The organism is Streptomyces sp. SP17BM10, from assembly GCF_036322405.1.
Taxonomy (GTDB): Bacteria; Actinomycetota; Actinomycetes; order Streptomycetales; family Streptomycetaceae; genus Kitasatospora.
Map to the genome: position 1 here is coordinate 1 of NZ_JAQYXB010000661.1, position 12,877 is coordinate 12,877.

Annotated in this window: 12 protein-coding genes; 7 read left to right on the top strand and 5 right to left on the bottom strand. The window is 71.5% G+C overall.

Annotated features, from left to right (window positions below; all coding sequences use genetic code 11):
• Positions 1 to 292: 292 nt before the first annotated feature.
• Genes PUR71_RS30765 through PUR71_RS30775 form a run of 3 tightly spaced genes read right to left on the bottom strand, consistent with a single transcriptional unit; the run spans position 293 to position 3,521 of the window.
• Entirely contained in the window at positions 293 to 1,369 is a 1,077-nt protein-coding gene (locus PUR71_RS30765; protein ID WP_329930863.1) for a threonine aldolase family protein, read from the bottom strand.
• Positions 1,366 to 2,124 carry an SDR family NAD(P)-dependent oxidoreductase gene (locus PUR71_RS30770; protein ID WP_329930446.1) on the bottom strand — a complete coding sequence of 253 codons (759 nt, stop codon included), beginning with the start codon at positions 2,122 to 2,124 and terminating at the stop codon, positions 1,366 to 1,368. Before PUR71_RS30770 ends, PUR71_RS30765 begins: the two co-directional genes overlap by 4 nt.
• The gene (locus tag PUR71_RS30775; protein ID WP_329930447.1) at positions 2,121 to 3,521 is read right to left on the bottom strand and encodes a DUF6421 family protein; all 1,401 of its coding nucleotides are present in this window, start codon (positions 3,519 to 3,521) and stop codon (positions 2,121 to 2,123) included. The genes PUR71_RS30770 and PUR71_RS30775 overlap by 4 nt, the downstream gene beginning before the upstream one ends.
• Before the next feature lie 506 nt (positions 3,522 to 4,027).
• Here PUR71_RS30775 and PUR71_RS30780 point away from each other — a divergent pair.
• From PUR71_RS30780 to PUR71_RS30800, 5 genes are all read left to right on the top strand, one after another.
• Positions 4,028 to 4,927 carry an ABC transporter substrate-binding protein gene (locus PUR71_RS30780; RefSeq protein WP_329930448.1) on the top strand — a complete coding sequence of 300 codons (900 nt, stop codon included), beginning with the start codon at positions 4,028 to 4,030 and terminating at the stop codon, positions 4,925 to 4,927.
• A gap of 17 nt (positions 4,928 to 4,944) precedes the next feature.
• Entirely contained in the window at positions 4,945 to 5,847 is a 903-nt protein-coding gene (locus PUR71_RS30785; RefSeq protein WP_329930864.1) for an amino acid ABC transporter permease, read from the top strand.
• A gap of 47 nt (positions 5,848 to 5,894) precedes the next feature.
• Positions 5,895 to 6,656 carry an amino acid ABC transporter ATP-binding protein gene (locus PUR71_RS30790; protein WP_443077652.1) on the top strand — a complete coding sequence of 254 codons (762 nt, stop codon included), beginning with the start codon at positions 5,895 to 5,897 and terminating at the stop codon, positions 6,654 to 6,656.
• Between the two features lie 291 nt (positions 6,657 to 6,947).
• A complete protein-coding gene (locus PUR71_RS30795; RefSeq protein WP_329930449.1) occupies positions 6,948 to 7,574 on the top strand; it encodes a DUF5134 domain-containing protein in 627 nt (208 codons plus the stop codon).
• A 187-nt stretch (positions 7,575 to 7,761) separates the two neighbouring features.
• Entirely contained in the window at positions 7,762 to 8,718 is a 957-nt protein-coding gene (locus PUR71_RS30800) for a M56 family metallopeptidase (RefSeq protein WP_329930450.1), read from the top strand.
• Between the two features lie 71 nt (positions 8,719 to 8,789).
• On the opposite strand, the gene PUR71_RS30805 is transcribed toward PUR71_RS30800, so the two are convergent.
• Positions 8,790 to 9,215 carry a MarR family winged helix-turn-helix transcriptional regulator gene (locus PUR71_RS30805; RefSeq protein ID WP_329930451.1) on the bottom strand — a complete coding sequence of 142 codons (426 nt, stop codon included), beginning with the start codon at positions 9,213 to 9,215 and terminating at the stop codon, positions 8,790 to 8,792.
• An 86-nt stretch (positions 9,216 to 9,301) separates the two neighbouring features.
• Between PUR71_RS30805 and PUR71_RS30810 the strand changes: the two genes are divergently transcribed.
• Positions 9,302 to 10,819, top strand: coding sequence for an MFS transporter (locus PUR71_RS30810; protein ID WP_329930452.1), 1,518 nt, complete (start codon positions 9,302 to 9,304; stop codon positions 10,817 to 10,819).
• Positions 10,820 to 11,091: 272 nt separating this feature from the next.
• The gene (locus tag PUR71_RS30815; RefSeq protein WP_329930453.1) at positions 11,092 to 11,697 is read left to right on the top strand and encodes a TetR/AcrR family transcriptional regulator; all 606 of its coding nucleotides are present in this window, start codon (positions 11,092 to 11,094) and stop codon (positions 11,695 to 11,697) included.
• Positions 11,698 to 11,856: 159 nt separating this feature from the next.
• Here the strand turns inward: PUR71_RS30815 and PUR71_RS30820 are convergent, their stop codons facing one another.
• Positions 11,857 to 12,723 (bottom strand): helix-turn-helix domain-containing protein, encoded by an 867-nt coding sequence (locus PUR71_RS30820; RefSeq protein ID WP_329930454.1) that lies wholly within the window; start codon positions 12,721 to 12,723, stop codon positions 11,857 to 11,859.
• Between the last annotated feature and the right edge of the window lie 154 nt (positions 12,724 to 12,877).

A 12,877-nucleotide genomic window follows, 5' to 3' on the forward strand; every position in this document is an offset into this window, starting at 1 on the left:
GATGTCAACATATCTGGCGTTGACTTTTGGCACGCTGTTGAGTTCTCAAGGAACGGACGCTTCCTTCGAGCCGCCTTCCAGCGGGCCCTCCGGGCGCTTCGTTCTTTCGTGTTTCCAGCTTATCAGACGTTTTCCGCTCCGTTTTCCGGAGTTTCATTCATCGGATTTGCTTTCCGCTTTCGTCGCCCCGGTCTCCCGCGGCGACTCCGGAACTGTACGGGGCCGGGCCCGCCAGGTGCAAATCGTCCCGCCCTGCTGACGCAGGACGGGACGATCCGCTGATGGGGCGCCGTCAGGCGCGGCCCATCTCCTCGGCGATGGCCGCCGCGAAGGCGTCGATGTCGGCCTCGGTGGTGTCGAAGGCGCACATCCACCGCACCTCGCCGGTGTGCTCGTTCCAGAAGTAGAAGCGGTACCGCTTCTGCAGCCGCTCGCTGACCTCCCGCGGGAGGATCGCGAACACCGCGTTCGCCTGGACCGGGCGCACGACCTCCACGCCGTCGATCTTCCGGACGGCCGCCTCCAGGCGGCTGGCCATGGCGTTGGCGTGGCCGGCGTTGCGCAGGTAGAGGTCGCCGGAGAGCAGCGCCTCGAACTGCACGGAGACGAAGCGCATCTTCGACGCGAGCTGCATCGAGGTCTTGCGCAGGTACTTGATGTTGCGGACCCGCTCGGGGTTGAGCACCACGACGACCTCGCCCAGCAGCAGGCCGTTCTTCGTGCCGCCGAACGACAGGACGTCGACGCCGACGTCCGTCGTGAAGGCGCGCAGCGGCAGGCCGAGCGAGGCGGCGGCGTTGGCCAGGCGGGAGCCGTCGACGTGGACGAGCATGCCGAGCTCGTGGGCGTGCTCGGTGATCGCGCGGATCTCGTCGGCGGTGTAGAGGGTGCCGAGCTCGGTGCTCTGGGTGATCGAGACCGCGAGCGGCTGCGCGCGGTGCTCGTCACCGAAGCCCCAGGCCTGCTGGTCGAGCAGCTCCGGGGTGAGCTTGCCGTCGGGGGTCGGGACGGTGAGCAGCTTGATGCCGCCCATCTTCTCCGGGGCGCCGCCCTCGTCCACGTGGATGTGGGCGGTCTCGGCGCAGACGACCGCGCCCCAGCGCGGGAGCAGCGACTGGAGGGCGACCACGTTGGCACCGGTGCCGTTGAAGACCGGGTAGGCCTCGGCCTTCTCGCCGAAGTGGCGGCGGAAGACGTCCTGCAGGTGCGCCGTGTAGTCGTCCTCGCCGTAGGCGACCTGGTGGCCACCGTTGGCGAGTGCTATCGCGGCGAGGACCTCGGGGTGCACGCCGGCATAGTTGTCGCTGGCGAAGCCGCGGACGGCGGGGTCGTGCCGCCGTACCGCGTCCGTGCGGGTGGAGTCGTTCATCGGGCTGTCAGCCACAGGTGCTGTCCGTTCAGTTCTGCTGCGGGGCGGTCCCAGAGGCCCGCCAGGTGAGTGGCGAGGTCGGCCGTGTCGGTGAAGCCGGCGAACTTCGCGTCCGGCTTCTCTGCCCGCATCTCCGGGCTGACCAGTGCCTTGATCACCAGGATGGCAGCTGCGGCGGTGGGCTCGCCGTCGGCCGAGGTGGTCTCCTTCTTGAAGGAGTCGGCCATGGCGAGGGTCCACGCCTCGGTGGCGGCCTTGGCGGCCGCGTAGGCGGCGCCGCCGGCGGTGGGCTTGTGGGCCGCGGCGGCCGAGACCATCGCGTACCGGCCGGCGGGGCTGCGGACCAGCGCGGGCTGGAAGGCCAGCGAGGTGTGCTGGAGGGTCCGCACGACGGTGTCGTGCAGGAAGTCCCAGTCGTCGAGGCGGGTGTCGAAGAACGTCTTGCTGCCGCGCCAGCCGCCGACCAGGTGGAACAGGCCGTCGACGTGGCCGTGCTCCGCCTCCAGGTGGTCGGCCCAGTCGTGGACCTCCTGCGGGTCGAGCAGGTCGATCACCTGGCCGCTGACCTTCGCCCCGCGCACGGCGACGCGGGTGGCGTCGAGGGCGCTCTCCAGCCGGACGGCGTCGATGTCCGCGCCGATCACGGTGGCGCCGTCGGTGGTGAGGCGGCGCAGCACGGCCTGGCCGGCCGGGCCGCTGGCTCCGGCGACGGCGATGACCTTGCCGGCCAGCGGGGCGTTGGGGGTGGTGGTCACGCGGCGGCTCCCTTGGTTCCGGTGCCGGTGATGCCGGCGGTGGCGGCGATGACGCCGCCGAGCTTCTTGGACAGGGCCTCGTAGAACATGCTCAGCGGGAACTCGTCGGGGAGGACCGCGTCGCACAGCGCCTTGTTGAGGGCCTTGCCGTCGGTGATGTCGAGCGGCAGCGCGTCGGCACCCTTCGCCCAGGTGGAGGCCGGGTGCGGGGTGAGGTAGCGGGAGACGAGCTCGTAGGCGGCGATCCAGTGGGCCGGCTTGGGCCGGTCGATGCCGTCGCGGTACAGGGTCTCGATCTCGGCGCAGAGGTCGTTGGTGACCTGCGGGGCGCGGTCCCAGTCGATGGTGAGGCGGTTGTCGCGCCAGCGCAGCGCGTCGTTCTTGTGGAGGTACGCGAAGAGCAGCTGGCCGCCCATGCCGTCGTAGTTGCGGACGCGGTCGCCGCTGACGGGGAAGCGGAACAGGCGGTCGAAGAGGATCGCGTACTGGACGTCGCGGGCGTGCGCGTTGCCCTCGGCCTCCAGCTTCACCGCCTCCTTGAAGGTGGTGAGGTCGCAGCGGAGCTCCTCGAGGCCGTACATCCAGAACGGGCTGCGCTGCTTGATCATGAAGGGGTCGAACGGCAGGTCGCCGTGGCTGTGGGTGCGGTCGTGGACCAGGTCCCACAGGACGAAGGTCTCCTGCGCGCGCGCCTGGTCCTCGAGCAGGCCCTCGGCGTCGGCGGGGATCGCCAGGCCGAGCTGCTGGACGGCGCTGGTGGTGACGGCGCGGAAGCGCGCGGCCTCGCGGTCGCAGAAGATGCCGCCCCAGGTGAAACGTTCCGGCGCCTTGCGCACGGCGACCGTCTCGGGGAAGAGGACGGCGGAGTTGGTGTCGTACCCGGCCGTGAAGTCGGTGAAGGTGATCGGGACGAACATCGGGTTGTCGAAGCGCGTGCGCTCCAGCTCGGCCAGCCAGTCGGGCCACACGACGCTCAGCAGGACGGCTTCGAGGTTGCGGTCCGGGTTGCCGTTCTGCGTGTACATCGGGAAGACCACGAGGTGCTCGAGGCCGTCGACGCGCTGGTCGGCGGGCTGGAAGGCGAGCAGCGAGTCCAGGAAGTCGGGCTCCCGGTAGCCGGTGTCGGCCCACTTGGCCAGGTCGGCGTCGACGGCGGCCAGGTAGGCCTCGTCGTGCGGGAAGAGCGGGGCCAGCTCGGCGACCGCACCGCGGACGGTGGCGACCAGCGGATCGACCGTGTGCCGCTGGACGGCGGCCAGGTCGATCGAGCCGTCCTTGGACTGCAGCGGGCGCAGGGTCTCGACGGCCTCCTTCAGGCGCAGCCACGCCGGGTGGCCGGCGAGGGTCGAGACCGGGGCGTCGGCCGCCACAGCGAGCCTTGGCGAAAGATTCTGCATCGTGGACTCACTTCGACAGGAGGTTTTCGATGGAGACACCATAGATACGAAAGGTTCTCCTGTTCAAGGGGGCTCCGATCGGAGAACCTCCGGTGGCGGGGGGTTCGGCGGCGCCGCGACCGGATGTCCGGCATGTGGACGCCGCGGTGGATGTTCTGGACACGGAAGCCGTCGGGATGCGAATCTCCCGCCATGCTCCCGGCAGTGATCACGATGACCGAGCGCCACGACGGCCTGTTCCGGTTGCCCTCTCGTTGTCACACCTGCCGTGGCACGCGCGGCCGTTGCCGCTGCCGCCGCTGTTGTCGTTGATCCGCCGATCCGCTCGTCAGCCGATCCGCCGATCAGGCTCGGAGGGCGCCGCGGACGCGGGCCCGTACGCCGACCATGCCGCGTGTGTTCCGGCGCCGCCACCGGGGGAAGTGATCCGCCGGGTCCGCGGCCGCCTCCCGGCCCGGCCGCCGCCTCTCCCGTCCTGCCCGGCCTTCCTTTCCAGGAGCCCTGCCATGACCGACCTCCGTCTCCGCCCCGGCCTCCGCACGTCCACCGCCCTCCCCGTCGCCGTGCTCGTGGCGGCCGCCGCGCTGACCGCGTGCGCGCCGCAGGACGCCAACACCGACGGGACCGCGGCCGCGGGCGCGTCCGGCACGGCGGCCGGCTGCGCTCCCGGGGCGCTGGCGACCCGGACGGCGGGCACGCTGACGATCGGCACCGACAAGCCCGCGTACGACCCCTGGTTCTCCGACGACAAGCCCGAGAACGGCAAGGGCTTCGAGTCGGCGGTCGCCTACGCGGTCGCCGACAAGCTCGGCTACCCGAAGGAGAAGGTGACCTGGGTGGTGGCGCCGTTCAACAAGGCCACCTCGCCCGGCCCGAAGGACTTCGACTTCGACGTCAACCAGGTGTCCATCAGCGCCGAACGCAAGCAGGCGGTGGACTTCTCCTCCGGCTACTACGACGTCCGCCAGGCCGTCATCGCGCTCAAGAACTCCAAGGCCGCGGGCGCGAAGAGCATCGCCGACCTCAAGGGTGCCAAGCTCGGGGCACAGGTGGGCACGACCAGCCTCGACACCATCACCAACACCATCAGGCCGAGCGCCCAGCCGGCCGTCTTCGACTCCAACGACCTGGCCAAGGCCGCGTTGAAGAACGGCCAGGTCGAGGCGCTCGTGGTCGACCTGCCGACGGCCTTCTACATCACCGGCGCCGAGGTCCCGGAGGCCCAGGTGGTGGGGCAGTTCGAGAGCGCGTCGCAGGGCGAGCAGTTCGGACTGGTCCTGGACAAGGGCTCCAGGCTCACCGGCTGCGTGTCGCAGGCCGTGGACGCACTGCGGGCGGACGGGACGCTCGCGAAGCTGGAGAAGCAGTGGCTGTCCGACGCCGTCTCGGCACCGGTGCTGAAGTGAGCGGCGGTGGCGTCGACGTGGATAGTGCCGCGGGCGTACGGGAAGGCGGTGCGCCCGGCCGTGGGGAGGGCCACGGCTACCGTCCGTCCGAGCGCCGGCTCGCCCGGGACGCCTACCGCCGCGGGCGGGCCCGGCGCTCGGCGCTGATCGCGGGCTCGTCGACCCTGCTGACGGCCGTCGTGCTGTATCTGCTCATCGTCAACTCCCCCGGCTGGGCGGTGACTCGACGGACCTTCTTCAACCTCGACTACGCCCGGAAGGCGCTGCCCGAGGTCCTCACCGGGCTCCGGCTCAACCTGGAGCTGATGCTCGGCTGCGGCGTGCTGATCCTGGTGTTCGGCCTGCTGCTGGCGGTGCTCCGAACCCTGCGCGGCCCGGTGTTCCTGCCGGTGCGGCTGCTGGCCACCGCGTACGTGGACTTCTTCCTCGGGCTGCCAATGATCATCTGCCTGCTGGTGATGATCACGGGGGTGCCGGCGCTGCGCCTCACCGGGGTCACCACCGATCCGCTGCTGCTCGGCGGGGCGGCGCTGGTGCTGACGTACTCGGCGTACGTGTCCGAGGTGTTCCGCGCGGGCATCGACTCCGTGCACCCGAGCCAGCGGGCCGCGGCGCGCTCGCTCGGGCTCACCAACGCGCAGGCGATGCGGTACGTCGTGCTGCCGCAGGCGGTGCGGCGGGTGGTGCCGCCGCTGATCAACAACCTGGTCAGCCTGCAGAAGGACACCGGGCTCGTCTCGATCGGCGGGGCGATCGACGCCGTCTACGCGGCGAAGATCATCGCGTCCCGGTCGTTCAACTACACGCCGTACCTGGTCGCGGGGCTGGTGTTCATCGTGCTGACCATTCCGCTCACGCGGTTCGCCGACTGGCTGACCGCGCGCATGAACCGTCGGCAGGTCCAGGGAGGTTCGGTGTGAGCGGCGTCGGCGGTGTGAGCGGCGTGAGCGGCGTGAGCGGGGCCCCGGTGGCTGGTGGGGCGGCCGTGCTGCGGCTGGAGTCGGTGCGCAAGACCTTCGGCTCGCAGGTGGTGCTGCGCGACGTCGACCTCGCCGTGCCCGAGCACTCGGTGACGGCGCTGATCGGGGCGTCCGGCTCGGGCAAGTCCACGCTGATGCGCTGCGTGAACCTGCTGGAGGGCGTCGACGACGGAGCGATCTTCCTGGACGGCGAGGACATCACCGACCCGCGGGCGGACGAGGACGCCGTCCGGCGCCGGATCGGCGTCGTCTTCCAGGCCTACAACCTCTTCCCGCACATGACGGTGCTGGAGAACATCACGCTCGCGCCGCGCCGGGTGCACGGGCTCGGGCGGGCGGAGGCGGAGGCGAAGGCGCTGGAGCTGCTGGACCGGCTCGGGCTGGCGGCCAAGGCGAAGGAGTACCCGGACCGGCTCTCCGGCGGTCAGCAGCAGCGCGTCGCCATCGTGCGGGCGCTGGCCACCGGGCCGCGGCTGCTGTTGCTCGACGAGATCACGGCGGCGCTCGACCCGGTGCTCGTCGGGGAGGTGCTGTCGGTGGTGCGCGACCTGAAGGAGCAGGGCATGACGATGGTCCTGTCGACGCACGAGATGGGGTTCGCGCGCGAGGTGGCCGACCAGGTCTGCTTCCTGGACGGCGGGGTGGTGCTCGAACAGGGGCCGCCGGAGCAGGTGTTCGGCGATCCGCGGGAGGAACGGACCCGCCGGTTCCTCAGCCGGATCGTCGCGTCGGGACGGCTCCAGGGCTGAGGCTGGGCCGGACGGGGGCCGGACGGGACCGGCAGGGTCCGGCGCAGGGGCTTGTCGAGGCAAGCACACGGCGCTCGCGGGGACGCACTCCGCCGGTCACCACCGTGCGCCCCTGCACGCGCCCTGGCCTCCCGGGAGCGGCAGCGGTGATCGTGGACAGGACGAACGCCGCAGAGGACGGGCGGGGGCCGAACAGCTGACAGGTTTCAGATAACAGATTTCGTCATCTGTTATCTGAAACCTGTCAGCTGTTCGCTGCCCGCCGTCCTCCCGTCGCCCAGGAGGCCGCCGTTGCACGGACCCACCCTGGTCAACTGGCTCCTCGCCCTCCTCACCGCCACCGCCGGGGCCCACTGCCTGGCCCGACTCCGGCACGCCCCGGGGTCTCCCCACGCACCAGACGCCCCGCACGCGCTGCACACCGCCTGCGCACCCTCGCCCGCTCCCCCGTCCGCCACCCACCCGACGGGCCCCCGCCGGCTGCTCGCCCGTGAGACCGACGCGGCCGAGGCGCTGATGGGGCTCGGCATGGCCGGAATGGCCGTCACCGGCGCCGCCGTCCCGGCATCCGTCTGGGCCTGGCTGTTCGGCATCCCCGCCGCCGTCTTCCTGCTCGCCGCCGCCGGCACCCCGGACCGCCGCGGACACCGACTGCACCACGCGGTGGGCGGCCTCGCCATGGCCTACGCGGCCCTCGCCATGACCGCCTCCCACGGCCATCACCACCACGTCCCGAGCACCGGCGCCCCACTGCTCACCGGCGCGCTGCTGCTCTACTTCGGCGCCTACTCCCTCTGGACCGGCACCCGGCTCCTGCACGCCCCGGACGGAACCGTCACCGTCGGAACGGCGGGCCTGCCGCAGGCCTGCCGCCTCACCATGGGCATCGGGATGTTCGCGATGCTCCTCGGCCTGTGACCCCACCCCCGCCGCTCGCCCAGCCTGCGGCCGACCGGGCCCCCGGACACTCACCCGGGACCAAGGCCCCGGGGCCGCGTGGCGTTGGTCACTGGCCGGTCGAAAGCCGTTCCACCGGGCGTCGCCAGCGCATAGGTTGGCGAGGAGCGCGCTGTCGCGCTCCGTGCGTACTCGGGGAGCCCATGCGATGACTGCCCTGATCGGCCTGCTGCTGCTCGGCCTGCTGCTCTCCACCGCCGTGCCCCGGCTGCTCGCCCGGGCCCGCTGGGTGGAGCGCGAACCCGTGCTGGCGCTGCTGGTCTGGCAGTGCCTGGTCGTGGCCGTCCTGCTGTGCTGCGCGCTGAGCCTGGTCCTCGCCGCTTCGGCCGCGCTGCCCGAACTGCGCGCGCTGGTGTTCTCGGGCGCACCGCACGGGGTGGAAGCGGCGTACGGGCTCCAAGACGCCGAGGGCTGGGGCCGACTCTGCGCGGCGGTGCTCGCCGCCGGCGGGCTGCGAACGGTGCTGGCGGTCACCCGCGAGGTTCGTTCGGCGAAAGCGCTGCGCGATCACCGCCACGCTCAACTCTCCGACCGTGCGCCCGAGTTGCCGGAGGCCATCGCGGCCGCCCGTAACCGCCGGGAGCGCCTGGTGGTGCTGGAGAACGTCCGGCCCGAGGCTTGGTCGCTGCCCGGTCCGAACTCCCGGCTGGTGGTCACCACGGGTGCGCTCCAGCAGCTGACGGCACGGGAGTTGGCCGCCGTGCTCAGCCACGAGCGCGGTCACGTCCGCGCCCGGCACGACTGGCTCGCGCAGGCCGCCCAGGCCCTCGCGTCCGGATTCCCGGGCGTGCGGGTGTTCAGCACCTTCCGGGACCAGGTCGGCGAGCTGGTCGAGCTCGCGGCCGACGACCGCGCGGCCCGTCGGCACGGCCGGCACACCACCGCCCTCGCGCTGGCCGAACTCAACCTGGACCGCGGGGTGTTCGGCTCCTGTCCGCCCGGCCTCGCGCAGTCCCCGAAGCGGGTGGACCGCCTGCTCGCGGGCCGCCCGCGACTGTCCGTGCCACGACGGCTCCAGCTCACCGTGGCGGCGCTCGCCGCACCCGTGGCCGTCGTACTACTCGCCGCCGCGCCCGGACTCGTCTCACAGTTCTTGCGGTTCTAGCCCCGCCGCCCCGCCGCCCCGCCGCCCGCCAGCCCTTCAGCCTCTCCAGCCGCCATGACGGACCGTCAGCGTCACGCCTCGCAGGGGCCGGTGACCTCGCCGCCGAGCTTGCGAGCGAGCACGTCCCGGTGGAGCGGCCGGGCCTGCCGGTAGCGCTCGCGCCCCTCGTCCGTGAGGACGATCAGGATGCCGCGGCGGTCGTCCACGCACATCTCGCGGGTCACCAGGCCCGCCTTCTCCAGCCGGCCGATCAGCCGGGACAGCGCGCTCTGACTGAGGTGGACGACGTCGGCGAGCTCCTGGACCCGGAGGCGGTGACTGCGGTCGACCGAGCAACCCTCGACCAGGCGCTCCAGCACCTCGAACTCGCTCATCCCGAGCCCGTGCTTCTCACCCAGCTCGCGGTCCAGCGCGCAGGAGGTCTCCGCGTGCCGGGCCAGCAGTTCGCGCCACTGCGCGACGAGACCGGCCTCCGCCGGGGAGTCGAGTTCAGCCACGGCGCCAGCCTACCACCGCCGCCGCAACTTATGCGTTTACATTTTATTCGCTTGCATTGAATGCATGTGCATGTAGTGTCCTCCCCATGACCACCGCGACCGTCACGCAATCCGACGCACCGTCAACCAGCGGGCAGCCCTGGACTCCCCGCCTCTGGGGCACCCTGATCGTGCTCTGCGCCGCGATCTTCCTGGATGCCCTGGACATCTCCATGGTGGGAGTCGCCCTCCCCTCCATCGGATCCGAGCTGCACCTCTCCACCTCCACCCTGCAATGGGTGGTCTCGGGCTACGTGCTCGGCTACGGCGGCCTGCTCCTGCTCGGCGGACGGGCGGCCGACCTGCTCGGTCGCCGCCGGGTGTTCCTGGTCGCCCTCGGCGTCTTCGGCGCCGCCTCCCTGCTCGGCGGGCTTGTCGACGACGGCGGCCTGCTGATCGCCGCCCGCTTCCTCAAGGGCGTCGCCGCCGCGTTCACCGCCCCGGCCGGCCTGTCGATCATCACCACGACCTTCGCCGAGGGCCCGGCCCGCAACCGGGCGCTGTCGATCTACACCACGTGCGGTGCGAGCGGCTTCTCGCTCGGCCTCGTGCTCAGCGGCCTGCTCACCTCGGTCGGCTGGCGCTGGACGTTCCTGATGCCCGTCCCGGTCGCGCTGATCGCCCTCGTCCTCGCCGTCCGCCTGCTCCCCCGCCCGGTCGAGGAGCGCGCCAAGGGCGGGTACGACGTCCTCGGCGCGATCACCGGCACGCTCACCGTCCTGCTGCTCGTGTTCACCGTCACCGAGGCACCGGGCGCCGGCTGGCTCAGCCTGCGCACGCTCGGCTCGTTCGCCGTGGTCGCCGCTCTGGCGGCCGCGTTCCTGGTGACCGAGAGCCGTGCCGCCCATCCGCTGGTGCGGCTCGGCATCTTCCGCAACGGCGCGGTGGCCCGGGCCAACGTGATCGCCTTCACGATGACCGGCGCGTACGGCGGCTTCCAGTTCATCGTGACGCTCTACCTCCAGCACCTGCTCGGCTGGTCCGCCCTGGAGATGGCGCTCGGGCTGCTGCCGGCCGGCGCGTTCATCGCCCTGTCCGCGCCGTTCATGGGCCCGATCGTGGACCGCTTCGGCACCGGCCGGCTGCTGCCCATCGGCGTCCTGTCGCTGACCGCGGCGTTCGCGCTGTTCTTGAGGCTGGACGAGCACAGCTCCTACCCGGCGCTGGTGCTGCCGTCGATGCTGCTGCTCGGTGTCGGCTTCGCACTCGCCTTCCCCTCCGTGAACATCGCCGCCACCGACGGCGTCGCGGACTACGAGCAGGGCCTCGCCTCGGGCCTGGTCAACACGGCGATCCAGGTCGGCACCGCCGTCGTGCTCGCCGGCGCGACCGCGATGATCACCGCAGGAAGCGCCGGCGGCGACAGCCCGCAGGCGCAGCTGGCCGGCTACCGGCCGGCCCTGTTGTTCGTCACCGGGGTCGCGCTGCTCGGATTCCTGATCGCCCTCGTGGGTGCGCTACTTGAGCGACGGAAGAAGGCAACGCCCCTGTCCGCTACGGACGATGACCATCCGTCATGGTTGTCCGAGCCGACCGACCGGGTCGACGTACTGGCCGAGCGCTGATCGCTCCGCCTACATCGGCACCCCGCACCGGACCCCGCCGAGCCGACGCGGATGTCCGCCCCCACCGGTGCAATGCCGCCGGCTCCACCAAACCCCCGTGTTGGTGGAGCCGGCCGTCTTCGTATCGGCCGTCCCCGCACCAGCCGCCCGTGCGCCGCTCGTAGCCGCGGTTCCACGGATCGGCCGTCGGCCCCCCCAGTATATTGGCCGGGAGCCAACGAACGTTCGGAGCAGTCACGATGGCACCTCGCGGGGATTCGGTCAATGAGGAAATGCGTCAGCGGTCGCGCCGGCGCATCATGCGGGCCACCGTCGAACTGATCGACCAGCACGGATACGCCGGGACCACGCTGAGCGACATCGCCGAGCGCGCCGGACTCGCGCGCGGGCTGCTGTCGTACTACTTCGACGGCAAACGGCTGCTCATGCAGTCAGCCACGCACCGGATGATGCACCAGACGCTCAGCGGCGCCCTGGCCGCACTCCCGCCGGACGCGACGCCCGAGGCCCGGCTGGCCAGTGCCATCGACGCCGTCCTCGGCCTCGCCCTGGAGCACCCGCGGGTGATGCGCTCCCACCTGGCGCTGATCCTCGACCCGGACTCGGGCTCCTTCGTCCAGGACCCGGAGCAGCAGCAACTGGGCGCGATCCTCCAGGGCCTGCTGCGGGACTGGGGCGCGCCGGACCCGGCCGCCGAACACGCGGTGCTGCGCAGCGCGCTCATGGGCGGGTGCATCGGCGTCCTGCTGCCGGGAGCGGAGGTGCCGCTGGCGCCGATCCGGGCCGACCTGTTCCGGCGCTACGACCTGTCGTGGGAGCTGGGCCGCCCGCCGCAGCCACTGCCGCCGGAACGCGAACGGCCGCCGGCCCGCGGCTGACGGCGGGTGGGCGGCGACGGGTGGGCCCCCAGGGGAGCGGTTCGGCTGTTGCGGCCCGGCCGGTCCGGGCCCGGTCGGGCCACGTCCGGTCGTTCCACGTCCGCCAGTTCGGCGTCCGACCGTTCGGGCCCGGAGGTCCAGGCCCTTCCGGGCGGAGGCTCAGCGTTCCTTCAGGATCGAGGCGAGCAGGTCTATGGTGCGCTCGGGCGTGAGGCTGTCCACGCAGAGCCGCTCCATGACCTGGATGTAGGCGTCCACGTCGTCCCGCTTGTCGAGGTAGAGCGCGCTGGTGAGCTGCTCCAGGTAGACGACGTCGGCGAGGTCCTGCTCCGGGAAGCGCAGGATCGTGAACGCGCCGGACTCGCCCGCGTGCGCGCCGAAGCGGAACGGCATGACCTGGATGACGACGTTGGCCTGCTCGGCGACGTCGATCAGGTACTGGACCTGGCCCCGCATCACCTTGGGCCCGCCGACCGGGCGGCGCAGCGCGGCCTCGTCGATGACGGCCCACAGGCGCGGGTTGTTGCCCTCGGTCAGCAGCTTCTGACGGCGCAGGCGGAGGCTGACCCGCCGTTCGACCTCCTCCTCGCTGATGACCGGCCGACTCTGGCCGAAAACCGCTCGCGCGTACTCCTCGGACTGCAGGAGCCCGGGGATGAACTGCACTTCGTAGGTGCGGATCAGCTGCGCGGCCTCTTCGAGGCCGACGTAGGTCTGGAACCAGCCCGGCAGCACGTCGTTGAAGCTGTGCCACCAGCCGGACTTGTTGGCCTCGCGGACCAGGCCGAGCAGGGCCTCCCGCTCCAGTCCGTCGTCGACGCCGTAGAGGCTGAGCAGGTCGGCGACGTCGCGCTCCTTGAAGCTGACCCGGCCGAGCTCCATGCGGCTGATCTTGGACTCGGAGGCGCGGATCGCGTAGCCGGCGTCCTCGCGGGTGATACCGCGCGCCTCGCGCAGGCGTCGGAGCTGTGAGCCGAGGAGGATCCGGCGGACCATCGAGCCGCCGCCCGGCTGAACTGTGGTCATGCGGTCGAAACCTCCACCTAGGGCAAACAGCGCACAGTCTGCCATCAGTTGAGCGCTCACGGTGCCGATACTGACGGATGTTCCTATCAGTTCTGCACCCCACACACCAGGATGCACGTGCATCCGGCGCTTGCATATGCCAATAGTGCGACTG

Coding starts and splice junctions, on each gene's coding strand:
- PUR71_RS30765 (WP_329930863.1), bottom strand. CDS start 1,369: ATGAACGACTCCACCCGCACGGACGCGGTACGGCGGCACGACCCCGCC.
- PUR71_RS30815 (WP_329930453.1), top strand. CDS start 11,092: ATGCGTCAGCGGTCGCGCCGGCGCATCATGCGGGCCACCGTCGAACTG.
- PUR71_RS30820 (WP_329930454.1), bottom strand. CDS start 12,723: ATGACCACAGTTCAGCCGGGCGGCGGCTCGATGGTCCGCCGGATCCTC.
- PUR71_RS30810 (WP_329930452.1), top strand. CDS start 9,302: ATGACCACCGCGACCGTCACGCAATCCGACGCACCGTCAACCAGCGGG.
- PUR71_RS30775 (WP_329930447.1), bottom strand. CDS start 3,521: ATGCAGAATCTTTCGCCAAGGCTCGCTGTGGCGGCCGACGCCCCGGTC.
- PUR71_RS30800 (WP_329930450.1), top strand. CDS start 7,762: ATGACTGCCCTGATCGGCCTGCTGCTGCTCGGCCTGCTGCTCTCCACC.
- PUR71_RS30780 (WP_329930448.1), top strand. CDS start 4,028: ATGACCGACCTCCGTCTCCGCCCCGGCCTCCGCACGTCCACCGCCCTC.